The sequence below is a fragment of the Helicobacter pylori genome (genome assembly GCF_900120335.1).
Lineage (GTDB): Bacteria > Campylobacterota > Campylobacteria > Campylobacterales > Helicobacteraceae > Helicobacter > Helicobacter pylori_BU.
Genome location: NZ_LT635477.1, coordinates 854,953 through 881,563 on the forward strand (window position 1 = coordinate 854,953; position 26,611 = coordinate 881,563).

General features: G+C 38.7%; 29 protein-coding genes and 2 pseudogenes. 4 read left to right on the plus strand and 27 right to left on the minus strand.

The window, feature by feature from the left end; translation table 11 throughout:
* Positions 1 to 90: 90 nt before the first annotated feature.
* The 21 genes and pseudogenes from CS889_RS04160 to CS889_RS04260 form a co-directional block, all read right to left on the minus strand.
* Positions 91 to 1,320, minus strand: coding sequence for an RNA-guided endonuclease InsQ/TnpB family protein (locus CS889_RS04160; RefSeq protein ID WP_024117745.1), 1,230 nt, complete (start codon positions 1,318 to 1,320; stop codon positions 91 to 93).
* Positions 1,307 to 1,939, minus strand: coding sequence for an IS607 family transposase (locus CS889_RS04165; protein ID WP_089086659.1), 633 nt, complete (start codon positions 1,937 to 1,939; stop codon positions 1,307 to 1,309). Before CS889_RS04165 ends, CS889_RS04160 begins: the two co-directional genes overlap by 14 nt.
* Entirely contained in the window at positions 1,936 to 2,130 is a 195-nt protein-coding gene (locus CS889_RS04170; RefSeq protein WP_001114660.1) for a type II toxin-antitoxin system HicA family toxin, read from the minus strand. Before CS889_RS04170 ends, CS889_RS04165 begins: the two co-directional genes overlap by 4 nt.
* Positions 2,123 to 2,341: a type II toxin-antitoxin system HicB family antitoxin gene (locus tag CS889_RS04175; RefSeq protein WP_000906664.1), complete on the minus strand. Its 219-nt coding sequence runs from the start codon at positions 2,339 to 2,341 to the stop codon at positions 2,123 to 2,125. Before CS889_RS04175 ends, CS889_RS04170 begins: the two co-directional genes overlap by 8 nt.
* 126 nt (positions 2,342 to 2,467) lie before the next feature.
* Positions 2,468 to 2,770, minus strand: a pseudogene (locus tag CS889_RS04180) (hypothetical protein); the annotation flags it as partial.
* Positions 2,771 to 2,944: 174 nt separating this feature from the next.
* The gene (locus CS889_RS04185; protein ID WP_089086928.1) at positions 2,945 to 4,231 is read right to left on the minus strand and encodes a restriction endonuclease subunit S; all 1,287 of its coding nucleotides are present in this window, start codon (positions 4,229 to 4,231) and stop codon (positions 2,945 to 2,947) included.
* A gap of 51 nt (positions 4,232 to 4,282) precedes the next feature.
* Complete coding sequence (locus tag CS889_RS04190) at positions 4,283 to 6,343, minus strand: heavy metal translocating P-type ATPase (RefSeq protein WP_089086929.1); 2,061 nt, start codon at positions 6,341 to 6,343, stop codon at positions 4,283 to 4,285.
* Positions 6,344 to 6,367: 24 nt separating this feature from the next.
* Positions 6,368 to 7,888 (minus strand): YifB family Mg chelatase-like AAA ATPase, encoded by a 1,521-nt coding sequence (locus CS889_RS04195; RefSeq protein WP_099167469.1) that lies wholly within the window; start codon positions 7,886 to 7,888, stop codon positions 6,368 to 6,370.
* 5 nt (positions 7,889 to 7,893) lie between these two features.
* The gene (gene def, locus CS889_RS04200; RefSeq protein ID WP_001185851.1) at positions 7,894 to 8,418 is read right to left on the minus strand and encodes a peptide deformylase; all 525 of its coding nucleotides are present in this window, start codon (positions 8,416 to 8,418) and stop codon (positions 7,894 to 7,896) included.
* Between the two features lie 4 nt (positions 8,419 to 8,422).
* Complete coding sequence (gene clpP, locus CS889_RS04205; RefSeq protein WP_000540576.1) at positions 8,423 to 9,010, minus strand: ATP-dependent Clp endopeptidase proteolytic subunit ClpP; 588 nt, start codon at positions 9,008 to 9,010, stop codon at positions 8,423 to 8,425.
* A gap of 20 nt (positions 9,011 to 9,030) precedes the next feature.
* Positions 9,031 to 10,386 (minus strand): trigger factor, encoded by a 1,356-nt coding sequence (gene tig / locus CS889_RS04210; RefSeq protein WP_099167471.1) that lies wholly within the window; start codon positions 10,384 to 10,386, stop codon positions 9,031 to 9,033.
* Between the two features lie 112 nt (positions 10,387 to 10,498).
* The gene (locus tag CS889_RS04215; RefSeq protein WP_089086930.1) at positions 10,499 to 11,335 is read right to left on the minus strand and encodes an outer membrane protein; all 837 of its coding nucleotides are present in this window, start codon (positions 11,333 to 11,335) and stop codon (positions 10,499 to 10,501) included.
* Positions 11,336 to 11,356: 21 nt separating this feature from the next.
* The gene (gene hpaA / locus CS889_RS04220; RefSeq protein ID WP_000855942.1) at positions 11,357 to 12,139 is read right to left on the minus strand and encodes a flagellar sheath lipoprotein HpaA; all 783 of its coding nucleotides are present in this window, start codon (positions 12,137 to 12,139) and stop codon (positions 11,357 to 11,359) included.
* A 118-nt stretch (positions 12,140 to 12,257) separates the two neighbouring features.
* Positions 12,258 to 12,734, minus strand: coding sequence for a cyclic pyranopterin monophosphate synthase MoaC (moaC, locus tag CS889_RS04225; RefSeq protein ID WP_089086931.1), 477 nt, complete (start codon positions 12,732 to 12,734; stop codon positions 12,258 to 12,260).
* 9 nt (positions 12,735 to 12,743) lie between these two features.
* Positions 12,744 to 13,274 carry a molybdopterin adenylyltransferase gene (gene mog, locus CS889_RS04230; RefSeq protein WP_001193337.1) on the minus strand — a complete coding sequence of 177 codons (531 nt, stop codon included), beginning with the start codon at positions 13,272 to 13,274 and terminating at the stop codon, positions 12,744 to 12,746.
* Between the two features lie 12 nt (positions 13,275 to 13,286).
* Positions 13,287 to 13,724 carry a molybdopterin synthase catalytic subunit gene (locus CS889_RS04235; protein ID WP_089086932.1) on the minus strand — a complete coding sequence of 146 codons (438 nt, stop codon included), beginning with the start codon at positions 13,722 to 13,724 and terminating at the stop codon, positions 13,287 to 13,289.
* A complete protein-coding gene (locus CS889_RS04240) occupies positions 13,725 to 13,946 on the minus strand; it encodes a MoaD/ThiS family protein (RefSeq protein WP_041051518.1) in 222 nt (73 codons plus the stop codon). It lies immediately after the preceding gene.
* Between the two features lie 75 nt (positions 13,947 to 14,021).
* The gene (gene ribA, locus CS889_RS04245) at positions 14,022 to 14,600 is read right to left on the minus strand and encodes a GTP cyclohydrolase II (protein WP_000825030.1); all 579 of its coding nucleotides are present in this window, start codon (positions 14,598 to 14,600) and stop codon (positions 14,022 to 14,024) included.
* A gap of 88 nt (positions 14,601 to 14,688) precedes the next feature.
* A complete protein-coding gene (locus CS889_RS04250; protein ID WP_000227165.1) occupies positions 14,689 to 15,435 on the minus strand; it encodes a DUF3943 domain-containing protein in 747 nt (248 codons plus the stop codon).
* A gap of 179 nt (positions 15,436 to 15,614) precedes the next feature.
* Positions 15,615 to 16,649 carry a bifunctional 3,4-dihydroxy-2-butanone 4-phosphate synthase/GTP cyclohydrolase II gene (locus tag CS889_RS04255; RefSeq protein WP_000603442.1) on the minus strand — a complete coding sequence of 345 codons (1,035 nt, stop codon included), beginning with the start codon at positions 16,647 to 16,649 and terminating at the stop codon, positions 15,615 to 15,617.
* Positions 16,650 to 16,858: 209 nt separating this feature from the next.
* The gene (locus CS889_RS04260) at positions 16,859 to 17,710 is read right to left on the minus strand and encodes a glycosyltransferase family 25 protein (protein WP_089086933.1); all 852 of its coding nucleotides are present in this window, start codon (positions 17,708 to 17,710) and stop codon (positions 16,859 to 16,861) included.
* Between the two features lie 81 nt (positions 17,711 to 17,791).
* Here CS889_RS04260 and CS889_RS04265 point away from each other — a divergent pair, with 81 nt between their 5' ends.
* Positions 17,792 to 18,412: a M48 family metallopeptidase gene (locus CS889_RS04265; RefSeq protein ID WP_089086934.1), complete on the plus strand. Its 621-nt coding sequence runs from the start codon at positions 17,792 to 17,794 to the stop codon at positions 18,410 to 18,412.
* A 10-nt stretch (positions 18,413 to 18,422) separates the two neighbouring features.
* On the opposite strand, the pseudogene CS889_RS04270 reads toward CS889_RS04265, so the two are convergent.
* The 6 genes and pseudogenes from CS889_RS04270 to CS889_RS04295 all read right to left on the minus strand — a co-directional run bounded on the left by CS889_RS04270 (position 18,423) and on the right by CS889_RS04295 (position 24,304).
* Positions 18,423 to 20,800: pseudogene (locus CS889_RS04270) on the minus strand (TonB-dependent receptor family protein).
* A 198-nt stretch (positions 20,801 to 20,998) separates the two neighbouring features.
* Positions 20,999 to 21,358, minus strand: coding sequence for a holo-ACP synthase (acpS, locus tag CS889_RS04275; protein WP_089086935.1), 360 nt, complete (start codon positions 21,356 to 21,358; stop codon positions 20,999 to 21,001).
* 6 nt (positions 21,359 to 21,364) lie between these two features.
* Positions 21,365 to 21,916 carry a flagellar basal body-associated protein FliL gene (fliL, locus tag CS889_RS04280; protein ID WP_089086936.1) on the minus strand — a complete coding sequence of 184 codons (552 nt, stop codon included), beginning with the start codon at positions 21,914 to 21,916 and terminating at the stop codon, positions 21,365 to 21,367.
* An 8-nt stretch (positions 21,917 to 21,924) separates the two neighbouring features.
* Entirely contained in the window at positions 21,925 to 22,527 is a 603-nt protein-coding gene (gene rsmD, locus CS889_RS04285; RefSeq protein ID WP_089086937.1) for a 16S rRNA (guanine(966)-N(2))-methyltransferase RsmD, read from the minus strand.
* Positions 22,506 to 22,841: a dihydroneopterin aldolase gene (locus tag CS889_RS04290; RefSeq protein WP_089086938.1), complete on the minus strand. Its 336-nt coding sequence runs from the start codon at positions 22,839 to 22,841 to the stop codon at positions 22,506 to 22,508. Before CS889_RS04290 ends, rsmD begins: the two co-directional genes overlap by 22 nt.
* A gap of 461 nt (positions 22,842 to 23,302) precedes the next feature.
* Positions 23,303 to 24,304 (minus strand): SAM-dependent methyltransferase, encoded by a 1,002-nt coding sequence (locus tag CS889_RS04295; protein WP_089086939.1) that lies wholly within the window; start codon positions 24,302 to 24,304, stop codon positions 23,303 to 23,305.
* Between the two features lie 130 nt (positions 24,305 to 24,434).
* Between CS889_RS04295 and CS889_RS04300 the strand changes: the two genes are divergently transcribed.
* From CS889_RS04300 to motA, 3 genes are read left to right on the plus strand one after another with little or no spacing between them, the layout of a single operon-like run.
* The gene (locus tag CS889_RS04300) at positions 24,435 to 25,052 is read left to right on the plus strand and encodes an MBL fold metallo-hydrolase (RefSeq protein ID WP_089086940.1); all 618 of its coding nucleotides are present in this window, start codon (positions 24,435 to 24,437) and stop codon (positions 25,050 to 25,052) included.
* Positions 25,053 to 25,820 carry a HesA/MoeB/ThiF family protein gene (locus CS889_RS04305; protein WP_089086941.1) on the plus strand — a complete coding sequence of 256 codons (768 nt, stop codon included), beginning with the start codon at positions 25,053 to 25,055 and terminating at the stop codon, positions 25,818 to 25,820.
* A 15-nt stretch (positions 25,821 to 25,835) separates the two neighbouring features.
* On the plus strand, positions 25,836 to 26,609 hold the full coding sequence (motA, locus tag CS889_RS04310; protein ID WP_000366185.1) for a flagellar motor stator protein MotA: 774 nt from the start codon (positions 25,836 to 25,838) through the stop codon (positions 26,607 to 26,609).
* Positions 26,610 to 26,611 lie beyond the last annotated feature (2 nt).

Here is a 26,611-nt window from a genome sequence, read left to right on the forward strand (position 1 = left end):
CATTAGAATTAAGAAGTCAATGTCTAAAAAACTCTTTAATCTTATTAAAAGTATTTAAAAAGTTATTTTTTGTAAATTTTCCCATCGTGTTTAAAACGCCAACGAGATTTTTACTGGAGTAAACACTACTCCGCTATCCCTTAGAGTTTTCACTGCATCAGGGAATACTTTTCTTAAAATGCCAATTGCACCGTTAATATCGGCGTTTAGGGATTTGCCTATGCTAGATTTAAATAGCCCTCGTTTAACTCTTTTACCTAAATATTGCTCGTGGTGCTGCATGGGTTCGTTAGCCAAGTGGTCGCACTTGCTCGTAAATCTCTCTTCTGTTGTATGCAAAGTTATCCCAACCAAAGCACACTTGTAGGCTAGTTTTTCAATAAAGGATTCATAAGGGATATTAGTAAAGTTCTGATTGGTTCTCTTACCTAGCTTTAGCTCTTGTTTCCAGCCATCATTTTTACCGATGACAATTGTAGAAATGCCCTTTTTTAAGCAATGCCCCACCACATAGGCGCTCGCCTTGTGCATAAAATCATTGACTTTACACTCCCTCCATAGAGCTAATTTGCCTAAGCGTTTTGTCCAAAAGCGCTTATTTGAAGTCTTGGCTTTGGCTTGATAATGGGCTTTGAGTTTGTTAAACCACTGATTGACAGACTTCACCCCTCCGCCTTTGATAATAAAAGGACTACTTTGATTATCTATTGCAGTTACGAAGTTGTTCAAGCCTAGATCAATACCCATAATGCCAATGCCATGAGTTTGTGGGAGTTTGTGCGTGGTTTGCTCATAGACAACTTCCACGATAAAACAAGTGGTTTTAGGGATTAAGCGCACTTGCTTTAGCCTAGAAGTTTGAGGGTTTATTTTAGTGATAAGTCTTTTTAAATTAGCTTTTTTTGGGAATTTAATTTTTGTCATGCGTCCTTTCGTAAAGCTAGTTTGCTGGTTTGTTAAAACCCCTATAGATACGCCATCTTTTGGTTTGAATTTAGGGATTTTTGGACGCGCTAGAAAGCTAGAAGGCTTGAGTTTGTAAGCTTTAAGGGCTTTTAAATAGCTTTTCCAATTTTGAGATAAAAGCATTAATACCTGTTGCGCGCTTTGGGCAGGCAAAGCTTTGTAATCTCTTTGGCTTTCTTTGACAAAGCGATTGATTAAATCGTAGGCTGTAGGCAACTTAAAACCTGCAAAGTAATGCTCTCTTAAAATAAAATTAGCGTAGTTGTAAAGGTTTTTAGACAGATGGCAAAAGTCCTTAATGCGTTTAAAAATGGGGTGCGTGGGTCTAATAATATGGCGTTCAGTCAAGGTCATCTGTTTCCCCATTAAGAGATTTTAGCAAGGCTGGATTAACCTTACTCTCTAAAAGCAACTTTTTAGCAATGCGGCGCTTAGAATACATCTTCATAGAAAAAGAATGGATTGTTTGCATGATGTCCTCAAACAGTTCTTGCTCTAAACTGATTGATTCACACTGATTGATAATAACGATTTTAGTGCCATAATCGCTAAATAGCTTTTCTACTAACTCATAGCTCAATCTAGCTAATCGGTCTTTATAGGAAATATAAACCGCCTTAATTTTAAACGCCATTACCGCATTAAGAAGATCCATAAAACCCTTTCTGTCCAAAGACATGCCGCTTTTAATATCAGAATAGATACTATCTACAGATATTCCTTTAGCATTTATAAAAGAGATACAGTTTTCTATTTGATTTTGCAAGTCTTGTTTCTGCTTTTGAGTGCTTACCCTAGCATAAACTACATTCAGCCTACCATCTTCAATTCCTGCTAAAGAATAGACATCAGAATCGTTGTATATATAGTAACCATTGGGTTCTTGTTTAACTCGTATCTTCCCACTTTTAACATACTTCCAAAGAGTAACACGGGATATTTTTAAGATCTTTAAGACTTCTTTAGATTTCATTTAAGGATATTTTCCATGATTTCTTTCACTATTTTAGGGTGCAAGATTTCGCCAGAATGAAAAGGCAAAACCTGCCTGATTTTATCTTTCACATAAATTCTATGGCTGCCTTTTTGCCTAGAGAAAACAAATCCATTCTGCAATAATAGCTTCTCTGCTTCTTTAGCTGTGAGTCGTGGCAATTCAGGCAAAAGCTATCTCAATGGGTGCTATTACAGAATTTTTCTTAGAAAGAAAAGCTAACTCATCGGCTTCTAAATCTCCCAAATAAAGCTCTATGGCTTCTTTAATGTTTCTTAGGGCTTCTTCATAACTTTTCCCTTGTGATACACAGCCTTTTAGAAAGGGGACAAAAGCAAAATACCCATTCTCATCTTTTTCTATGACAGCGTTTATAAGCATGGCACTACCTTTGAGTGAATTTCTTATGATTATACACATAATATATTTTAAACAAAATTAAATTGAAAGTTTAATAATATCATCGCCTAAATGCTCATCCATTGCTCGCTTTTTTGGGTTGTATTTTCTTAGCATTTCTTGTTTCGCTATTTGTAAAAAATCATTGAAGTCTCCAAAAGAAACATCATATTCTGGATCATCTTTTGAGGCGATCGTATTTAACAAACTTGGTGTGGGTTCTTTTTCTTGAGAATGTTTTTGGGCTAAAACCTGTCTGATCATTTGTTCTTGTAATTCACATTCTTGGATTTTTTTTATCGCCTTATTTTTATCCCCTTCTGCCTTAAGCAATTGTTTTTCAATGGAGTTTAAGAAATTGTGCAGTTGCTTTTCATTGTATTGCGAGTAATCTGTAATAATATTTGGCATATTGAACTCCTTTTTAATAAATGATAGTTAGCACAACTTGTTTTGATTTTGGTGCAACTTGTCATAAGCGTTATTTTCATTGATTCTTTCTCTCAATCAAAAATCGTGCATATTACAACCCCCCCTTTTTCTTGTCAAGAAAGATTATAGCCCAAATTTTTGTAAAAAACGCCCTTAGCCTTTTTTTACTTCTTTATTGGGGGTTAGGGGTTTAAAAGTCAGTAGTTTTTCTCGGTAATATTCGTATTGCTTTTTTCGGGCTTTGATTTCAGCGGGGATACCGGCTAATAAATCGGTGGTTAAAATTGAAAATTGATCCAAAATCTTAACGATCTCTTGTTGGATTTCTAGGGGTGGGATGGGGATGGTTATTTTTTTTAAATCATTTTCATGGATACGCATAACTTTAGTCCCTGTTATTTTCTTTTCCTTTTCTTTTTGAAAAAACCAAGTTTGAAAGTAATAAATAATAAATTTAGGGTTTTCATTTGTAGAATAGCTATACATCTCACCCGAAAAGGCAACCTCTTCATTTCCTAGCCATGCGATACTTTTTCCTACATCTTTTACATTTTCTGAAGTTGTAACGATGAGAATATCGTTTGGTTTTGCTTTTTTTAGTTTATGAAATAAAGCATCATTAACATACGAAATTGTCTTATCAATTGAAAGATTATATTGAGTGTGTATTTGTCCATAATGAACAACAGGTCTCCCCTTATCTTTTAAATCACTTTTCAAAAGCCCATTACCTCTAGTAAATTCCCCAATATCCCCCAATTTCCTAAACTCCACCCCCTTAGGCGCTAGAGTTTGGAGTAAGGTTTTCAAGCGTTTGGGGTAGGGTTTTTGCGCTAATTTTTCTGCAATGTCTTTGCGATTTTGATTAATGTCATTGAAGTCTAAAAGCATGTTTTGGTAATACTGGTATTGCTTTTTGCGTGCGTTTAATTCTGTGTTTAATTCTGTGTTTAATTCTGTGAAAGCGTCCAAAATCTTAACGATCTCTTGTTGGATCTCTAGGGGTGGGATGGGGACTTCTAATTGTGAATAGCGAGAAATCCACTGCCTTGTATGTTCCCCACTGATATTATAGGGAATAGTTTGCATATAAAAAAAGATAAATCTGATGTTAATTGTAGGATTTTTTGGGAGTAAGATTTTCATAGCGCTTGATTTTACTTTAAAAGGGAAATCAACCCATTGGGTCGCTGTTGTGAAATCGTCAAAGATGATAACCGGAGCGTTTTTATTCGCTTGATAAATATTGTCTTTTTCGTTTGTATAACCTAAAATAAAGGTTTTTCCTGCGGTTAAAACGGGAGTAGGATAACTTTTATCAAATTCTTTACTCGTTACGCAATATTTATTGGGTTGATCATATTCTAGCACCTCCCCCAACTTCCTAAACTCCACCCCCTTAGGCGCTAAAGTGTGGAGCAATCGCTCTATTTTATTCATTTGGTTTCCTTTAAATTTCTAGCTCTTTAATAATAAGATCAAGGCTGTTTCTTAAGCCCTCATCGCGCGCATGGAATTGGCTAAGGCTAAAAGCGTAACCCCCACATCGCCAAAGACCGCCTCCCACAAGCTCGCTACCCCCATAAGCCCTAGCACGATAAAAACCGCCTTAATCCCTAAAGCAAACAAGATATTTTGCCAAATAATGCTTTTCGTTTTTTTAGCGATCGCTAGGACTTTGACTAAAGAGCTTAAGGAGTCATTAGTGATCACAATGTCCGCGCTTTGCTTGCTCAATTCTGAGCCTTTCCCCATGCCAATCCCCACATCAGCGCTCGCTAGAGTCGGAGCGTCATTGATGCCATCGCCTACAAAAATCGCCGGGGCTCTATAGCGTTCTTTAAAGGTTTTAAACACGCTCGTTTTTTCTTCAGGCAATAAGCTCGCATGATATTCACAGCCTAGAGTTTGAGCGATGCTTTCAGTCGCGCTTTTTCTGTCCCCGCTCAAAATGCAAAAATTTTCTATCCCTTGCGCTTTTAAATCCCTTAAGCACTCTATGGCGTCGTCTTTAATCTCATCGCTAATGACGATATAGCCGATATAAGTTTGATTAAAAGCCACATGCACGATCGTGCCGTTTTCTGGGGAAGGGCTGTGCGCGATATGGAATTGATCGAGCATTTTTTCATTCCCTGCGATGATTAGATCCGTATGGCATTGCGCTTTAACCCCCATCCCGCTCAATTCTTCGTAATTTTTAATGTCATGCTGGTGCTTATCGTCCTTTAACATTTCTTCGCATGCTTTTTGAATGGATAAAGCGATCGGGTGCGTGGATAAAAGCTGCGAACAAGAAGCGTAATGCAAAACTTCTTCTTTAGAATGCCCGTTTTGCGGCACAATATCCACCACTTTAAAAACGCCTTTAGTCAAAGTGCCGGTTTTATCAAAGGCGATACTTTTAGCTTGGGTAAGCACCTCTAAAACATGCACGCCTTTCATTAAAATGCCCTTTCGGCTCGCCGCTCCCACGCCCCCAAAATACCCTAAAGGCACAGAAATCACTAACGCGCAAGGACAGCTCACCATTAAAGCCACAAGCCCCCTATAAATCCACTCATCAAAGCTCCCCATAGAAAACAAGGGCGGTAATATGGCGATCATTAAAGCGATGAATAAAACGCTTGGGGTGTAGTAGCGTGAAAATTTAGTGATAAATTTCTCCGTTTCGCTCTTTTCATTCGTGGCTTGTTGGACTAAATCCACCACTTTAGCGATAGAAGAATCTTTATAAAGTTTCTCTACTTGGATTTCAAGGACCGCCTTTAAATTCAAGCTCCCCCCTAAAACTTTAGAGCGTTCGCTGACATTAACAGGCATGGACTCCCCACTCAACGCCCTTTCATCTAGCAAACTTTCACCCTTGATCACCACGCCATCAACAGGCACTTTTTCGCCGACTTTCACCACCACAATGTCATTAATTCTTAAATCTTCAGGCGCGACGCTCACTAACGTATCGCCCTTTTTCAAATAAGCCAGATTAGGGGCGACATCCACCAAAGCCTTAAGGGATTTTTTAGAGCGAGCGATAGCGAGTTTTTGCAAAAATTCGCCCGCTGAATAAAACACCATGATAGAGACACTCTCTTCATAAGCCCCCACGCAAAAAGCCGCAATAGTCGCAATGAGCATCAAAGCGTTTTCATCAAAAAACTGCCCTTTCCTAAGCCCACGAAACGCCCCTAAAATCACATCTTTACCGCTTATGAGATACACTAAAGCCAATACGAAAAACACCGCTTTTTCAATCAAAGGGCTAGGTTCAAGGTGTAAGATTAAAATCGCGCCTAAAAAGACAGCGATCGTGCTAATGAGTGGGGTAAAACTCAAGGGCTTTTCTGCGGCCTCTTTAAAAGACAGGCTCAAATGCGGTTCGTTTTGCTTGATGAAAGCCTTAACCTTTTCAAAATCGCTCGTATCCAAAAACAGCTTACTGGTGCTGAAATTGATTTGAGCCTTTTTCACATAGTCCAGTTTGTTTAAATCCCTTTCTAATTTAGCCGCGCAATCAGGGCAATCCAAATTGTGAATGTGGTATTCTTGCATTTTCTCTCCCTTATAAAAATCCTTTTAAGAAATCTTTCTAAAACTCAGCGCTTTAAGCATGTGAGATTTTTCTATATTCTCGCAAGCGTTTAAATCCGCAATCGTCCTAGCGACTTTTTTGACCTTATTGACAGAACGCATGGACAGATTAAACCTTTCAACCGCCTGCTCTAACAACTTTTGCGCTTCAAAATTTAAAGAGCAAAATCGTTCTATCTGCTCTTCATTAAGCTTACCATTAAAAACGCTCTGTTTCCTTAACTTTTGCTGTTTGAAAGCTAACAATACTAATTCATGCATCTCTTTTGAAGTCCAAGAATGCGATGGCGTGTCTTTATAATTCCCCTCTTCCATTTGCACGAACAAATCAATCCTGTCCAAAAAAGGCTCGCTCAAGCGGTTTTTATACTGCGTGATCTCTCTGTCTTGGCAACGGCATGCTTTAGTAGCGCTGAGTAAATTCCCGCACAGACAAGGGTTTTGAGCCCCCACGAATAAAAAAGAGGTGTCGTATTCAATCTTACTGTGCACTCGTGAGATCACCAATTTATTGTTTTCTAAAGGCTCTCTTAAAGCTTCCAAAATATCCTTTTTAAAATGGGGCAATTCATCAAAAAAAAGCATGCCGTTATGCGCTAGCGCGATTTCGCCGGGTTTTGGCTCTCTTAAAGAGCTTGAGCCTAAAATGCTGGATTTTGAAGCGCTCTGGTGGGGGTTTCTAAAACTCCTTAAAGGGTAATAGGCGCTGTCTTGCTCGCTTAAAATGCGTAATTTTGTCGCTTCTAGGATTTCATTCAAGCTTAAGGGGGGTAAAATATAACGCATGCGATTAATAATCATGCTTTTCCCACACCCTGGACTTCCCTCTAAAATCAAGTTATGAAACCCCGCGCTAGCGATCAAAGCGGCTTCTTTAGCAACAGCTTGCCCCTTAACTTCTTTAAAATCTAAGGCATAGGCGTCTGAAAAATAATACTCTTTATCGTTCAATTCTATCGTTTTAAAGGGTAGTTTTTTCGTGTGGGTGTCTGCTTTGATTTCAGGGTTTTGCAAGATTTCTAACGCTTCTTTAAAATGCTCCACAAAAAAGCATTGCAAATTAGGGATAAGCGAAAAAAGTTCCTCATTCGCCTTAGGCGCAATGATTTTGGCATGGGGGCGTTTAATGGCAATGTCTAAAAGCATGGGGAAAATGTTAGAATTGGGTTTGATCTTGCCATCAAGCCCTAACTCCCCAAAAGCAAACCACTCTTTAAAAGCCAATTCTTGTTTTTGCAAAGCGATTAAAAGAGCGATAGGCAAATCAAAATGGCTCCCGGATTTAGGCAAATCTGAGGGGGAAAGGTTGATGGTGATTTTTAAAGGCGGGAAAGTGAAATCGTTATTCTGTAAAGCCGATTGGACCCGCTGTTTGGCTTCTTGGATAGAGTTATTAGCCAGGCCTGAAATCACAAACGCCGGCAAAGCCCTTGTGAAAGTCGCCTCCACAGCCACGATTTCTGCCACCCCCCTTTGCATGGTCGCGCAAAATATCGTGTTGATCATGGTTGTTACTTGTGTTTTTGTTTTTTTTGCAACTCTTTGAGTTCTTTTTCAAATTTCTTACGCTTCAAAATGGATAATTTATCCACGAATAACACGCCGTTGAGGTGATCTATCTCATGCTGAATGGCTACCGCTAAAAGTTCGCTCGCTTCTAAGATTTTCACTTCAGCGAAGCGGTTTTGATACTCTATCTTAACCTTTTCAAAACGCTCCACCTCTTCATAAAACCCCGGCACAGACAAGCACCCTTCTCTATACATTATTGAACCCCCCGTTTCTATCCATTTAGGGTTAATGATTTCTAGGCAATCCTCTTTGTGTTGCACGCCGTCTTCTTGCGGGAGATTGATGATGAGCATTCTTAAGGGTAAGCCCACTTGAATAGCGGCTAAGCCTATCCCCTCACTAGCGATCATGGTTTCATGCATATCGTCTAATTGCTGGTGGAGTTTTGAATCAAAAGAAACGACCTCTTTAGAAATCGTTCTTAAGATTTTAGAAGGGTAATGGATAATCTCTAATAACGCCATGCAATCACTTCACATTTTTCTGTAACACTTTATCAATCAAGCCATACTCTTTAGCTTCTTTAGCGCTCATGTAAAAATCCCTATCCGTGTCTTTAGCGATTTGCTCCAAACTCTGCCCTGAGTTTTGAGCCAGAATAGAATTCATCAAACCCTTAAGCCTAAGGATCTCGTTAGAAATGATTTCAATATCGCTCGCTTGCCCTTGAGCCCCCCCTAAAGGCTGGTGGATCATAATCCTTGAATGGGGCAGTGAAAAGCGTTTGCCCTTAGCCCCACAGCTTAGTAAAAACGCCCCCATAGAAGCCGCTTGACCGATGCAAATCGTGGAGACATCAGGGCGGATAAAATTCATCGTGTCATAAATGCTAAGACCGCTCGTTATCACCCCACCAGGAGAATTGATATACAAGCCAATGTCTTTTTCAGGGTCTTCGGCTTCCAAAAACAAGAGTTGGGCCACGATAGAAGACGCCACGCTGTCATTGATTTCACCGCTCAATAAAACAATACGATCCTTTAAAAGGCGTGAGTAAATATCATAACTGCGTTCGCCACGCTCTGTATTTTCTATTACATAAGGAATGTATCCCATCATTTTTCCCTTTTAATCGTTTAACCCACTTGAGTTTTTTGAGCGTTAGGCCTCATTTTTTCCAAAATTTCTTGCTGTTCTTTAGGCAGGTTTTTATCCAACAAATAAGTCAGCACCCGATCTTCAATCATCGCCATTTTCACCGCCGCCAACATGTTATTTTTGCGGTATTGTTCAATGAGATTTTCTGGGTTTTGCCCTGTCATCATCGCTTCATAATACAAGGTTTGAAAGACTTCATTATCATGCACGCCAATCTTTTCTTCCTTCGCTAGAGCGTCAATGACGAAAGTGATTTTCACGCTTTTTGTCGCATCATTCCTAAAACTTTCACGCTTTTCTTTGGCTTTTTCTTGACTTTCTTGTAAGGATTTGACTTCCTCAGCTTGCATGGAATAAAGAGCGTTCCTAAATAACAAATCCATTTCTTGCTCTATGATCGTTTTAGGCAAATCAAAAAAGATTTTTTCGTCTAAATTTTCAATCAATTTTTCTTTCAGCTCTTCATTATAGAGTCTGGCTTTATTTTCTAAAAACAACTGCCCTTTAACCCTTTCTTTTAAAAGCTCTAAAGTCGCATTCTCTTCATTGGCTAAGACGATTTTAGCGAGTTCGTCATTGATTTCTAACGCTTCACGCGCTTGAATCTGGCGCAATTTCACTTTAAAAAGGGCTTCTTTGCCGGCTAAATGCTCTGCGTGGTATCCGCTAGGGAAAGTCAAAGGGAATTCTTTTTCTTCGCTCGTTTGCATGCCTAAAAGAGCCTTTTCAAAATCTTCTAGCATTTGCTTACTACCTAAAATCAAACTGAAATTCTCAGCCTTGCCCCCTTCAAAAGGCGCATTGTCTATAAAGCCTTCAAAATCAATCGTCAATTTATCGTCGTTTTGTGCTTTTCTTTGAGCGTCAGCATCCACAAATTTCGCGTAATCTTTAGCGAGCTGTTTCAAACGCTCATTAATTTTTTCTTCATTTGGAACTTCCACTCCCACGCTAGGCACACACTCTTTGATCTTGTCTAAAACAATCGTGGGTTTTAAGCCGATGTCCGCTTCTATTTCAAAATGCGTGTCTTTTTTTTCAAATTTAGTGAAATTGGGGCTACCGATGAGATCCTTAGTTTCAATCCCTAATTCTTTAAGAGCGTTTTTTAAAACCTCTTGAATCATCTCTTCTTGAGCGTCTTGTTCAATTTGGGCTTGATAACGGGTTTTCACTAAACTAAGGGGGACTTTACCTCTTCTAAAGCCATCAATTTTAACTTTTTGGGCGATTTTTTGAGCGATTTTATCATAACGCTTTTCTAAATCTTCAACAGAAGGTTTAGCGCTCAAATGGGCGTTAGCGGTGTCAATCTTTTTCACTTCAAGATTCATTTCTTTCCTTAATGGTTAAAAAATTAAAGTTTTATAGTCATTATAGCTTAATTTGTTTTAATTCCGGTTGATAAAAAGCGGTTTTAATTCTAGTTTTCAAAAATTGAAAAAACTAAAAATCATAAGTTGAAGTGAGATAGACAGAAATATTACGCTTGAAATGAAGGGTGTATAAAGGGGTTTTAAAATAATCATTGGTTAAAAAAGGGATGCGCGCGCCAAATTCTATCGCCCAATTCTTGTACCTTGAAAAGCGGTAGCGATACCCCACATTCAGCATCACTTGAAACATGTTAGGGTGGTAAGTATTTAGAGAGTCTTTAGCCCACTTTTTAAAAATCTTTGTTTCATAAAACCAGGTTTCTCCCACGAGATTCACCCCTAAAATCAGCGTCCCGAAAGCGCGTTTGTATAAAAAGTCAGCCCCCACGCCATAAAAAATAGCGTTAATAAAAGTCTCTTTTCTTTGCAATTTTTCTCTATAGCTTTTAGGGATCTGCGAACTCTCCCTCAAGCTATCGCCTAAAACGCCTTTATTTTTAAGAAAAAACCCATAAGCGTAATCCAAAAAAGCGTAATAACGAAACCCGTAGCGTTCTTTTTTAGGAAAAAAATGTTTGTAGCCATAAATCAAACTGACTTCAGCAAAAGGAATGTCTCGGTATTTTGAATGGTTTTCAAATTTTTCCCTACTCTGTAGCCATGACATTTGCACCACGCTTGTGCCGTAATAATGGGAGCTTTTGTCTATATTAAAAGGTTTTCTTTTGGGCTTTTTAGACGCAGTAAAACATGGGGGGTGGGTTTTACCCCTTAAACACTTCTTGGCTAAAAACCGCTGATACCCTAGATCTTCTTCTTTGGCGATCGTATAAGTAACCAAATCATCAGCCCTTAAATACACGCTCAAAAAGAACGCTAAAAACCCCTTTTTAAGCAGTTTGTTCAAGCGTTCTTTTCTTATTTGTTTTTATCGGTTTCTCTTGTTTTTCAATTCCTTGGCGTCTTTTTGATAAGATTCTAAATTCCTTTGAGTGAGTTTCTTATCCATTTCTTGCATGATACTTGCAAAAATCTTATTCAAAGCGCTCTTGATCGCATCATTAGAATTATCCGTCCCCTTAACCATAGTGCTAACTAACCCTCCGCTATGGCTTGAATGGGTGGTTTTTAAGAACTTTTCTTGAATGTCTAACTCACTCAAATCCATCGTAAAGGAATCTAAAGATTCCCCACTCATAGGCTCTAGTATGGTAACCTTGACAAAACCGGCGGGGATTAAAACCCCTTCCATTTTATCCAAACCGGTAGAGAATAATAACCCGGGTTCTGATTTTTTCTGTATGGTTCTTTTAGGATCGGGGCGTAAAACAATTTCGCCATTCATAGCGACAGCCAAATACCCTTCTTTTTTTTGCGCAAAAGAAAAATCGTCTTTATCGCTGCTATCCACATTGATAACCTTGTAGCCCTGATTTTGCAAGATCTCTTCAACTTTAAGCGTGGTTTGATTCTTGAATTTATTTTCATACTCTTTAGCAATATTATCGCTGTATTGGAAAGCTGGCTTTAAAAGTAAAATCTTTTCATCTAACGCTTGAACTTTCTCGCTAGCTGGATGGTAATTCAATTTCAAAGCGACTTCATTGGTTTCAATAATATGCGGGCTACACCCCACTAATAAAGCCACCACACTCGCGCCTAAAAGGTATTTTTTCCATGCAAAATCCTTAAAATGACCATTTGTTTTCATCGTTCTATCCTTGATTGTAATATTTCAGACTTCTATAACAACAAACCCGAAGCAACCAACACGCTTTTGTTGTCAAAATGTTATTTTACCCTAACATCTTTAGATTATTAGTTTTTTTCTATTTTTTAGCGTTATAATCCCCGCTTTTGCCTCCACTCTTATGCTCTAACATCACACCGCTAATTGTCATGCTCTTATCAATGGATTTCACCATGTCATAAATGGTTAAAAGCCCTACGCTCACACTCATTAGCGCTTCCATTTCCACGCCCGTTTTAGCTTGAGTTTTGACTCTGGCATAGAGTTTAAAACTGCAAGTCTCTTTTTCTTCTAAAATGTCAATATCCACCCCATTGAGCATGATTGGATGGCACATGGGAATAAGCTCGCTTGTCTTTTTAGCCGCCATGATCCCAGCAATAATAGCAGTTTGTAACACCGGACCCTTTTTAACGCCATGATTGATAATAGCGTCATAAGCCTCTTTATTCATGCTGATACGACCGCTTGCGAGAGCGATTCTTTCGGTGGTTTCTTTATCCCCTATATCCACCATTTTAGGCTGATTTTCTTCGTTCAAATGAGTGAGTGGCATTTTTTTATCCTATTGTTTGGGGCGAAACGCTTGAATGTTTTTTTCATTCACTTGCATGTAATTCCCTAAAATCAAATCCACGCAATAAGGAACCGCCGGAAAAACCGCTTCTAAACACTCTCTAATGCTTTTTGGCTTCCCAGGAAGATTAATAATCAAACTCTTATTCCTAATGCCAGCGCTCTGGCGCGATAGAATCGCTGTAGGCACATATTTTAAGCTAGTCATTCGCATAAGCTCTCCAAAACCAGGAAGCATTTTTTGGCACACCTTTTCTGTGGCTTCTGGGGTTATATCTCTTAAAGCAGGGCCTGTGCCTCCTGTAGTAACGACTAGATCGCATTGGTATTCATCGCACATTTTAATGAGCGATTTTTCAATCAAGTCCCTTTCATCAGCGACGATTTCATAATGAAATTCTAAAGGATTGAGCAGATATTCGCTCAACACTTCTTGTATCGCCTTGCCGCTTAAATCTTCATAAACCCCTTTTGACGCCCTATCGCTCGCGCTCAAAACGCCTATATGAATCGTTTGCACTTTAACTCCTTTTTAAGCTAAAAGCCCGCTCCCTTTTAAAAGGTGGCTTCTTTCTTTGGCATAGATGCGTTCATTATTGATCAAATCGTATTTCCAAATAGGGGCGTTACGCTTGAAATCTTCAATAAAATTTTCGTATAGTTCTAAGGCATTTTTTCTATTCTTTCCCATTAAAACGCATAAAAATGAGCTTTGCCCTATCAAAACATCGCCCACGCTGTGCGCCATTTTTAACACCACGCCCAAGTCTTTAGCCTTATGGCGCCATTTTTCAAACCAAGTCTTTAACAACGCTTCATAAATATCAAAACTCAAGCCTTGAATGTTACCCTCTTCCCTCACAATCCCCACAAACACACAAAACGCTCCAAAGTTTTTCATGCGAGCTTCCTCTTGGTAGGTTTTCAAAAGCTCGCTAGTATCCAATGCCCCTTGAATGATTTTTAACACCTAGCCCCCACAAACCGGTGGCAACAAACTGATCACATCGCCATCTTTTAAAGGTGCATCTAAATTGTCTATTAAGTGATCATTAAGGGCTATCGCGCAAACGCCCAACCACTCTTTTAAGCCCTCTTTTTCTTGTAAAATCGCTCTTAATTCCTTTAAATCACTCGCTTTGACGAAAAAATTTTCTTCTTTTATGGGTCCAAAAAATCGCACTTCCACCATCATTTACCCTTATATTTAATCTTTTAAAAGCATGATTTTAATATTTTTAAAACCTCTTTAAAGCGCTCATGGTTTTCATAATAAATGCCCCATTTTGAGCTTTTTGACTTCCAAATACCCTTGATTGTGCTCATTAGCGCACACGATCAAGCTCTCTCTTGTTACCTCAGCGTATTTTTCTAAAGCGGCGATTTTTTTAGGGTTGTTTGTGAGTAAGCGCATTTTTTTAATACGGTAGTATTCTAAAATTTCACCCGCAACACTATAATCCCTTTCATCGTCTTTAAACCCTATCATTTCATTGGCTTGAATGGTATCATAGCCTTTATCCTGTAAAGCGTAGGCATTGACTTTGTTAAATAGCCCTATCCCACGCCCTTCTTGGCGCAAATAAATCACTAGCCCCCCTTCTTTAGAAATCCTTTCTAACGCCATTTGCAACGCCCCTCCGCAATCGCATTTTTGAGAGCCTAGAGCATCACCCGTTAAGCATTCTGAATGCAAACGCACTAAAGGGTTTTGAGAAAAATTAGGGGTGAAAATGACTAAATGATCTTTAGAGCCATTAGAACCCTTTTCTCTAAAACACTGGATACAAAACTCCCCAAATTGAGTGGGTAATTTGGCTTGGTTAGAAACTTCTAATCGTTTCAAGGATACTCCTAAAATTAGTTTTAAAATGCGTCTTTTAAAAAAAGGTATTCTATCAAAACTCTTTATAATTTTCTTAAATTTTAAGCTCTTAAAATTTGTAAGTCAAATTCAAACCATTGGGGCTTAAACTAGAACGGATTTCATGTTTATTATAAATCCCTAAGGCTTCCCCAAGCCCTAAATCCCTAATGATAAAACCGATAGGATCCATAAGGGCGATAGCTAAACGCCCTAAAAATAAAGAGCCAAACAGCTTGCCTTCGTTGCGTTGGATATAGCGCGTGAGCTGGTAAAACCCTTCCCCTAAAATGGAGCCTAATAAAGGCGTGATCACTAAATCCTGCCAGCTAGGCACTTCCACAAACGCTTCCAAGCCATATTCCCAAAAAAGCGTGGAAGTGATAAAAGAAAAAAACGCTGAGGCCATCCAGCTAAACCCAGCCATGCGCGGTTGCATGTAATACATAGCCCCAAAATAAGGGTGCAAGATTTCATTAAAAATAAAACTATCATTGTCTAGTTTTGGCCCCATGCGGACATTTTCAAACCAGCTTTTGACGCCAAACTTTTCTTTATCCCAATTCGTTACGCTCTCTGGCATGAGATACAACCCCACAATCCCTATCACCAAAGACACGCCCAAAATCCCAATACTTGCACCTAAATATTTCCAACGGCTATTAGGGGCATAAGGGATCGTGTTGCTCTTTTTAAACTTCTTTTTAAAGTGTTGCCAAATAAGATTTTTAGGATTTCGTCTCAGCGTTTCTTCTAATTGAACGCTATTAGCGTTTAAAAAACTACAGCCCAACCCCCAAATAATAACGCAAACCATCCAAATCTTTTGGAAGGTTTTTAGGAATATTTTCAATAATATTTTTAGGAATGTTTTTAATGAAATCAGCATAAACTTTATTATTACTCTCATCAGGTTGCAAACTTTATCGCTTGACTTAAAAAGAGTTTATTATACCTTAAAAACATTACAACACATTCAGTAAAGCTTAACAAGCCTCAAAGGCTAATCGTTTCCACAAGCTTAAGCCCAAACCCGCTCAAAGCCTTATACTGCCTGTCTTCACAAGAGCTTAAGAGCCTGAAATCCTTTACCCCCAAATTTTTTAACACTAACGCCCCGATCCCAAAATCTTTAACGATATTGTTTTGTTCAGAATGGGTGTTCATAAAGATCAAATAGCCCCCTTCGCGCTTCAAATATTCTAACGCTTTAAAAAACACTTCAAACGCATCAGTCGTTAAAAAATCAAAATCCTCTTTGATAGGGTGGAAACGCACTAAAGGGGCTAAATCATGGGTTTTTGCGCCTTTAAACTTAAAAGCGTAATGGTTTTTTTGCTGGTGGTCTAAAAAAGTGTAGCATTGCGTTTGGTGTTTTAAAAATTCCCTTTCTTCTTGGCAAAACATTTTCAGCAAACTTTCATTTTCCAAACGATAACTAATCAAATCAGAAACATAGAGGGTTTTAAGGTTGTGTTTAAGGGCAAAGTCGCTCAAAAATTTATCCCCCCTTCTCGCCATAGAGCCGTCTTCTTTCATGATTTCACAAATCACGCTCACGGGCTTTAATCCAGCTAATTTGCACAAATCCACGCTCGCTTCAGTATGACCCGTGCGCGCTAACACGCCTCCATCTTTTGCGATCAAAGGGAAAATATGCCCCGGGCGCACAAAATCGCTCGGTTTAGTGGTGTCTTTACACAATAATTCAATCGTCAAATGCCTTTCAAAAGCAGAAATCCCGGTTTTGGCTTCTTTAGCGTCAATGGAAACCGTGAAAGCGGTCTCATGGTTAGAATCATTCACGCTAACCATAGGAGGTAATTCAAATTTGTTCGCTAAATCTTTGGTTAAAGACACGCAAATCAACCCCCTAGCATGCGTGGCCATGAAATTGATTTTCTCAGGGGTAGAAAAAATCCCAGCTAAAACCAAATCCCCCTCATTTTCTCTGTCTTCATCGTCCATGACAATGAGCATTTCGCCATTTTTATACGCTTCTAAAGCTTCAGTAACTCTTCTTAAGATCATTCTAACTCCCTAAGTCTCATTCCCCCTAGTCTCATCCAATTAAAAATTAATTGAGATTGTGAAAAAAGAAATATAGCATGTTTAATAACGATTATTACTTTATTGCTTTATTTAGCAAACCGCTTAAGTCTTTAAATCAATTGAATGAAACTTCCCCTATATGCAAGAAATGCTCAAAGACTTATTCTAATGTTTGCAAATTCTAATAATTAGTTTTTTCTAATAATTGGTTTTGAGCTATATCTAAAAACTTTATCCAAGATTTTAACCACGCTTTTGTGTAAAAAACGGCCAATCCTGATGCTTAAAGGTAATTTTTTAGGCCTTTGTTTTTCTGTGTTGGAGTTTTGAGCGTTCATCCCGTCGCAAGCGATCGCAAATTCTTCTAACACATAGTTTTTGACCCCATGCCAATAATGCCTATCCATCACGCAATCTATAGGCATCACCCATTCTTTCGCGCTGTATTTCAATAATTTTTGCGCGGCTTTTGGGGCTAAAACATACCCTTGAGTGCCAATGCCATCTTTAAAATTTAGGATTTGAGAAATTCCTTTAACGGGAGTCTTTTGTTTAGCCACATTTTCTTCTAAATGCATCAAGCGGATATAGCCTAATTCGTTGATGTGCTGGCGGCAAAATTCCAAACTCTCTTTAAAATGTTCTTTTACAATAATATCGTCTTCTAAAATACAGATCGCTTCATTGAGTTCTATGCATTTTTGCCACAACGAATAATGGCTCGCATAGCACCCAAGCTCCCCAAACCCCATCCTCTTCCCGCAATGCTTGATCGCATGAAAGAAATTTTTTAACGCACAAGGGGGGTGTTTTTCATTCTTACAAAAAACTAATAAATCTTCAATCACAAAAGAAGGATGCAAATGCTCTAAAATCAAGGGGTGTAATTGAGTGGGAGAGATTTTAGAATAGATCGCATCAAAAATTTCATAAGAGACCCCTTGAAGTTTAAGGCTCTCTAAAAGGGGGGTTATATGAGTTTCTTTTAAAGAAAAATTGTGACAGGTTTTGGGGCTTAAATGAATAATAAAAACACGCATGTTAGCCTTAATTCTTAATACAAATAAAATCAATATTAAACAGATTTACATTCTAGCGCAAATTTTAGTAAAATACGCACCATGTTAGATGATATTCCTATTACCATTCAAAAAAGTAAAAAAATCAAAACCCTAAGCTTGAATATCACGCCTTCTTTAGAAGTGATTCTAAAAATGCCTGATTCCTGCCCTCAAGCTAGGGCGAACGCTTTTTTAAAAGAGCAAGAAGCTTGGCTAAAAAAAACCCTTTTAGCGATGCAAGAAAAACACTCCCTTTTACACTCGCGCCTAGAAACCTATCAAAATAAAATCCTTGTGTTTGATGAGGTGAAAAACGCCAACGATTACACCCTAACAGATCTTAAAAAAATCTTAAAAACTTATTTGGAGCGAAAACTCCCCTTAATCGCTCAAAAAATGCAAACTTCCTATACCGGTTTTAGTGTTAGGAATAACGCCAAAGTTTTAGGGAGCTGCTCTTATCATAACCGCTTGAGTTTCGCTCTTTTATTGGTTTGCGCCCAAAAAGAAGCGATTGATTACGTCATCATCCATGAGCTCGCCCACACGATCCACAAAAACCATTCCAAAAATTTCTGGCGTTGCGTAAAAACCTTTTGCCCTAATTACCGCGCTCTAAGAGATCATTTAAAACAAAGGGTTGTTTTTTATACCCAACTGCTCAAGCCATTACAGCCATAAAGATTAAACCTTAAAAATTATAGCTCACATACGCTGTGATGCTTCTAGGAGGCGCGGCTTCTTTTCCGTTAGGGCTAGTGCCTATCCCACTAAACCAATATTTCATGTTAAAAATGTTATTGATTTGCAAGCTCGCATGAACGCTTTGCTTTTTGCGTTCCCACAAAGTGCTAGAAATTTGCAAATTCCACACCCAATACCACGGCGTCATGCCCGCTGTTCTGGTGGTGATAGCCCCGTTTTTAATCGTGGGCGCGTATTGAATGAAAGGCACGGTGTTTAACACATCGCTATAAGCGCGGCTATAAAAGAAAGAGCTCAACCCAATCGTGGTTTTGGCGTAAGTGTAGCTCGCGTCTAAAATGAATTGGTGCGGGCTTACAAAAGGGAGTTTTTTGCCAAAAATATCTTTTTTAGGCCCTTTATGATTAGCAGGGTTAGTGACCATCGTGTGGCTTGTGATATTAGCGTCTATGAAAGTGTAAGCCGCATGGAAATTAAGCCCTCTAATTGGCGTGTAATACAATTCCAACTCCACGCCTTGCGATCTCGCATTGACCGGCTCTCTGTTATCCCCATAGCGCCCGGTAAAATAGTTATTCGCAAAAATCACAAAATAATTCGCGTTAAAACTCACTTGATTGTTGAAATAATATCTTGAGCCGCCCTCCATGACATTAAAGATTTGAAAATAATCCGTGCTTGTGCCTGTAAAATTACCGATATTGCTGAATTGGGGCGGGATGTAGCTCCTTTGATAGTTGAAATAAAACAACAATTCTTTAATGGGTTTATAGCCGACATTCACTGCCGGATTCCACTGGTTATAACGCTCTTTCGTGGTTTTTGGGGTTTGGCCTGCCTTAAAAGGGGGAGCGTCTTTTTTTTCATAATTTAAAAAGGTGTATCTCAAACCCGGCGTGATCGTTAGCATGCCGTTATTGAAATTGATTTCATCGCTGGCATACACGGCGGTATAATTGTTGAAATTATTGAGCGAAGTTCCTGCATCAAACCCACTGCCATTATTAGGCATGCTAGGGTTTTTCCTAGTGGTGGATCGGCGGTATAAATCTTCGGTTAAAAACCGCATTCCCATGTTAAAAGTTTGTTTGACTTTACCGGTATTGACAACGAGGTTGAGTTTTGGCTCAAAGGCATTCACCACGAAGCGGCGGATCTGATCAAAAAATTGCCAACAAGGGCTATTCGTATCGCTATAAGAATACAAACCGCAATTAGGGTTAGTCGCGCTGATTTCCCCCTTTCCTTTAAAGGGTAAAATCTTATTTTGACTGCTCATATACACGCTTTGGTATTGGTTAGAAAACGCAAAATCCCTGCTCATGTCATGCGTGAAATAAGTGAATTTAAAATCGCCCCCCACTTTCCTATCCGGATCGCCAAAATAATTTTGATACACGATCCCAAAGCGTTTGGCTCGCCCTCCATCTTGATTGTCAGGGCGCTCGTTGATGAAGCGGTTATAGGCGTAATCTTGAGCGCTCAAAGTGCCTGGATGGTAAGAATTGTATTGATAATACTGGTAATAGGCTTTAAAAGTATTGGTCGCATTAATCTTATAAACCGCATCAAGCAAGTAATTCTGCACCTTTGTAGGGCTATCTTGCCTGAAACCTTGCCCATTAATCCAATTGCCTTGCATGCTAATGCCTATATACTTACCCAACATCCCGGCCGTTCTCCCATAAGTGTTAAACAGCATTTGGTTTCCTAAAGTTTGGGCTAAGGGCTTGCCTTTTTCCTCGGGATCGACAAAATTCCCATTAGAGGATCGCCCCCAAAAAGTGATCCTTTCAGCCGCTTGATTTTCCCACTCTTTTGGGATTTCTTTAGTGATGACATTCACCACGCCTCCAAAAGTGTTAGGTCCGTATTGGACGCTTGTGCCGCCCTTAATCACATCAATCCTATCCACTGACTGGAAAGTAACAGGGAAAATTGCTAGTTCAATATTGGAATACGGCGCGCCATAAATGGGGATTCCATTGACTAAAATCATGTTGGTGTTGCTATGCCCGTTACCGCCCCACCAAAACCGCGCACTGAAATTTTAGGCAGCACGCCCGTGCCTGTAGCGTCTCTGATTTGAATCCCTGGCACATTTTGCAAGGCGTTTTCAATATTCAAATTCCCCGTTTTTTTGAGTTCCTTGTTGGAAATCACCGTGCGAGAGCTTGTGGAATTACGCACCTCTTCGCTTTGCCATGAAAGCGGGGCGCTTGGATTGAATTTTTGCTCGGTGGTTGTAACTTTTTTTAAAAAATGGTGCTTATCTTTCGCGCTCATAAAAGAATTAAAAGATAAAAAAGTCAAAACGACCGACGCTAAAAAATACGGGGTTTTTACCCTCAAATAACCATTCATTATGATAACCTTTCTTATTTAATTCAAACCGATGCATATTATAAAAATAATTATTATAATTAACTTAAATTTTGAAGTTTGATTCTATTGATTTACAATTTGTTATCAAAACGATTTGAAAAAAGTTTTTAGTGTTTTTTAAACAAGTTGCTAAGCGTTTTTTAAAACAGAATGTTAGGGGGTTTTAGAATGCGTTATTTATCTATTTGACGAAGAAACCATCACGACTGCTATCGCAAAACCAGCGTCATGGCTGATACTCGCGCTCAAGCTTTGGATGTTAAAATAATCCATTTTTTCTTTAGAAAGGGTGATTAAGGGGGCGTTTTTAGGGCTTTTAGAAATACGCATATCCAAAAAACTCAATTCCTTACCAATGCCCACTTGAAGGGCTTTAGAGCAAGCCTCTTTAAGCGCGAAAAACCCGGCGATACTGCTAAATTTATCCTTGCATAAAACAATCTCACCTGGCGATAAAAAACGCTCTAAAAACCTCATTTCAAAGCGTTTCACGCACTTTTCTATCCTAGCAATAGAGACAATATCTATGCCAATCATTTAAAATTATTGAATAATGAAATCAGTGAAAAAGACATTTTTAATAAAGCCATCGATCAAAAACGAATTCAAATGGCTCTTAATTTCATCTTTAAGCTTGTTTTTGCCTTTGTTAGTAACCACTTCTTCCACGCTTTTAGACGATAGAATCTCTATAATCGTGTCCTTAATCGCTGTGTCCTTAACCTTGACTTCATTCAAAAGCTTTTCATTGCTCAATTCTAACGAAATGGAAGCCTTAAGGTAGCGTCTGCCATTTTGAGAAACCAAATTCACCGCAAAAGGCGCATCAATCGCATACAAAGGCCCAAGCACCAAATATTGCTGGATATTAGAGCCTTCTTTGGCTTCTTGATTTTTGTTCGCCATAGGATTAGCTTGGACTTCTTGGATGTTTTTAGAAGCGTTTTCTTTGGATTCTTCCTTATTCCCCATAAGCAGCATGATAATCACCCCCACCAATAAAAGCATCACTAGCACGCTTCCAATAATGACAAATAAAAGGGCTTTGCTTTTTTTGGGGGGTTGTTGCGCGGTATTTTCTTGTTCTTCTGCCATGCCTATTCCTATTGAAAATAAGTTAAAGTGGTTTTCCCGAATTTTTTCTGTTTGATTATAGCTAAAGTTGCGAGATTTTTAGGCATCTCATGCAGGCTTTCATGCTCAAAAACCACTAAAAGATTTTTTGGATTAAAGCGTTTTAATAACCTTTCTAAAGCTTGAAAACATTTTTCATAAATCCCTAAAAACCCGCTTGTTTCAAAAGGAGGATCCAAATAAATAATATTCAAAACGCCATTTTTTAAACGCAGCGTGGGTAAAAGCTTGAAAGCGTCATCTAAAAAGGTTTGAATTTCCATTTCCTTTTTCAGGCGGTTTTTAAAGAGAGAAATATTTTCTAAAAGCGTGGCATGAGCACTTTTATTTTGCTCAAAAAACACCGCGCTTTTAGCCCCCCTACTCAAAGCCTCTAAACCCATAGAAGCGCTGCCTGAAAACACTTCTATAAAATGCGCTCCTATAATTTCTGCTTGCAAGGTGTTAAAAAACGACTCTCTTACGATCGCTTTCGTGGGGCGCGTGCTAGAAATGTTAGGCAAATTCAAGCCCAATCCCTTACAAGCCCCCCCAATAATCTTAAATTTTTTTACTGGCTGATGATTTGGCATAATTTTTGGGTGTATTCTTCTAATAATTGCTGAATCTTTTGTTCTTTAGAAATTTTCATTTCTTCGCATTCTTCGCAAGGTTTTTCGCTCTCTTTTAAAGTGCGATAAAAATTTTTGACATCTTCTTTCACGCTCTGTTTGGTGAAAGGCTTTCTTAAACGCTCTTCTATAAAGCATAGGGGCTTATTAATCTCTAGCGTTTCATCATCGCTTAAAACAAAGTCGCAAACTTCCATAGGAGAGAGGCAATCGCTCAAATAAAATTCCAAACTTTTTTGGCTCAACAAAGACTTACAAGAAAGAAAAATTTTCAAAAAACCCCTTTTATCCCATCAATAGACTTAAATTGTTTCAAATTATAGCGATTCTTTCTTTTAAATACCAATATTAAATAAACTCAAAAATTGTTTCATTTTGTAAAAAAGAAAAATAGAATGTTAAAAATAAAGCTCAAATAACATCTTTTTTTTTTTTTGGTATAATGGCCGGCGAAGGTAAGAGCGAAGGGCATTATATTCCTTCCTTCTTTACTATAACTTAGCATTTTAATCAACTTTTTCATTAAAATGTCCTGACGCTCTTACCTTTAAACTGAGAAAGCAAGTTAGCCCCTCTCCAACTTTTCAAACAAACCGAGTCCCAAAAGCGTAGCGTTTAATAGTAAATATTTAGTATTTAATATTCTAAAAAATCTAAAATACCAATTCCCTCTTCAAAAATACGCGAGCTCTTTGTTATTAAATTGTAAAAATACTTTTGATCATTTTTTTATATTTTATTTTTTCACAAACTCTAACGCTTTGAAGCGCTCCCCCAAACCCCCAGGGCTAATTAGGGGCTTGATTTTAGCCGCTTCTTTTAAATACCTTTCATAACTCACGCTTTTTGAAAATACCTCCAACAATCCCATAAGCCCCATATCCAACAAAGCGTTAGCCTGCGATTTGAAGAATGAAAATCGCGCATCGTGTTTTTCAAACAAAAAGCGCACCAAAGAAAAATTAACATCATAAGTCAAATCGCTTTGCTGATACAAAGAAGCCAGATGGTTTAAAATATCCTTAAAATCCAGTGCTTGATGGTTTTTAAAAGCCCTTAAATGCATGTCTTTTCGCTCTGTTTCATCGCCATAATCAAAGCTCAAAAACACCCAAGAAGAAGCCTCATTCAATTTTTCTAACAAATCCTTAATGAAAGCGCTCAAAAATAACGGCGCGCACCCTTCTTTTAAATTCAAATTTTTAAGAAGTTCTTTAGTGGGTTCATCAATACCACCCCAAACGCCTTGATGATCATGGGTGATAAAAAGCATTTGATCATCTTTAATGATCTCGCAAGCGAACGCGTCAAACAATTCGTTAGAGACAACGAACGCGCTTTTTTTTTCTTTAAAATCAAGCTCTTCTAAAGCGCAACTGATTAAATCCAATTGCGTGGCTTGTTTGAAAATAGTTCGTTGGATATTTTGCAATTCCTTTAAAGGCTCACAGCTGACAAATTCGCATTTTTCCATTACGCCCACGCTCAAAGCGTTTAAAAAACTGGCTATATCGCTCAAAAAATGCCCATGATGAGAGCCAATTTCTACAATTTTTAAAGGCAAAAATAATTTTTCTTCTTCTAAAAGCCTAATGATATAAAACGCAATAGCGCCCCCAAAAAACTTACTCAAAGACACCGAAGTGTAAAAATCCCCTTTTGGACCGATTAGCGCCTTTCTGTAATACCCTTTTTCGCCATAAAGCCACTCTTGCATGTAATTCCCAAACGATCGCACGATTTCCCTTTTATTAAACTCATTTTAACCAACAATAAGAGACCGCTATTCTAGTCAAAATCGCCTTATTTTTGCGCTATGATATTCAATAATAATGACTTTTTAGGCTAGTTTGAAGGGAGTTTAGAGTTTGGAAATTTTAAGGCGAGAGTGTGGGGCGGTGGAAGAAAACGCTTATATTGTGAAGCTTTCTGGTGGGGTGGATTTTATCATCGATCCCGGATTTTCTAGCAGCGAATGGGTGTTGGAAAACGCCAAGAACCCTAAGGCGATTTTAATCACGCATGGGCATTATGATCATGTATGGGATAGCGCTCAATTATCCAAAGCCCTTAAAGACACCCCCATTTACGCCCCCAAAGACGATGTGTTCATGCTAGAAAATGATATTTTCCATTTGGGCATGCCCGTCTTTAGCCCCACATTTAGCGTGCCTTGCAATAAAGGTTGCACCACTTTAGAGATAGCAAACACTACCATTAAATACTGGCATTTTCCCGGACACACGCCCGGTTGTTCTATTATAGAAATTGAAGGGGTGATTTTTAGCGGGGATTTTATTTTTTATCGTAGCATTGGTCGCTATGATTTCCCTTATTCTAATGAAAAAGACATGAAAGAGTCCCTGTTAAGGTTTCAAAGTTTGGATTTCCCTAAAGACATAGAGATTTATCCAGGGCATGGGGATAAAACAAGTTTTTTTGCCGAAAGAGAGCATTCTAAGATTTGGGTTTCAAGGATGGCTTAATTGTTAAGCCGGCTAGACAAAGAGCGTTATTTACGCCATATCATGCTAGAAGATGTGGGCGAAGAAGGCCAATTGAAGCTTTTAAAATCTAGCGTTTTAGTCATTGGAGCCGGGGGGCTTGGATCAGCGGTTTTGATGTATTTGTGCGCCGCTGGGGTAGGAAAAATAGGCATTGTGGATTTTGATTCAGTAGATATGAGTAATTTGCAACGACAAATCATCCATTCACAGGATTTTTTAAACCAACCTAAAGTCTCTAGCGCGAAAGCCCGCTTAAAACAACTCAATGCTGGTATTGAAGTAGAAACCTTTGAAGAACGCTTTAAGGCCCATAACGCTCTTCCTCTCATAGAGCCTTACGATTTTATCATAGACGCCACGGACAATTTTAACGCTAAATTTTTGATCAATGACGCTTGCGTGTTGGCCCAAAAACCCTATTCGCATGCCGGGGTTTTAAAATACAGGGGGCAAAGCATGAGCGTTTTACCTAATAGCGCATGCTTAGCGTGTGTTTTTGATAAGCCACCTAAAAAAGGATTAAATCCTCTTTCAGGGCTTTTTGGGGTCTTGCCCGGGGTTTTAGGGTGTATCCAAGCGAGCGAATGCCTTAAATATTTTTTAGGGTTTGAAACTTTACTTATAAATACTTTACTTATAGCCGATATTAAAACGATGGATTTTAAAAAAATTCAAGCACCCAAAAACCCTGATTGTAGGGTTTGTGGCACGCATAAAATCACGCATTTACAAGATTATGAAATTTAGATTAAGGGGTAAGTTTTGGATCTATCAACCATACTAGGCTTGGTATTGGCGGTCGCTTCTATTTCGTTAGGCGATATTTTAGAAGATGGTAACCCGTTACACATTATCCATTTGAGTTCAGTCATTATCATCGTGCCTACTTCGCTTTTTGCCGCCATGACAGGCACGCATGCTCGTTACGTGAAAGCCGCTTACAAAGAAATAAAAATTGTTTTTTTAAACCCTAAAATCAATTTAAACGAAACCATTAAAAATTTAGTGGAATTAGCCACTCTCGCTAGAAAAGATGGGGTGTTGAGTTTGGAGGGGCGAGTGGCACAAATTGAAGACGATTTCACCCGCAACGGCTTGTCTATGATCATAGATGGCAAGGATTTAAAATCCGTTAAGGAAAGCTTAGAAATCAGCATTGAAGAAATGGAAGAGTATTACCACGGCGCCGCTCATTACTGGGAGACTGCCGGTGAGACCGCTCCTACTATGGGGTTAGTGGGGGCGGTTATGGGGCTTATGTTGGCCTTGCAAAAACTAGACAACCCGGCTGAAATGGCAGCAGGGATCGCTGGGGCTTTTACGGCTACTGTTACAGGGATTATGTGTTCTTATGCGATTTTTGGCCCTTTTGGGCATAAGCTCAAGGCTAAGTCTAAAGACATTATTAAAGAAAAAACTGTTCTTTTAGAGGGGATTTTAGGCATCGCTAATGGGGAAAATCCAAGGGATTTAGAAAACAAACTCTTAAACTACATCGCTCCCGGTGAGCCTAAAAAATCTCAATTTGAGGGATAAAC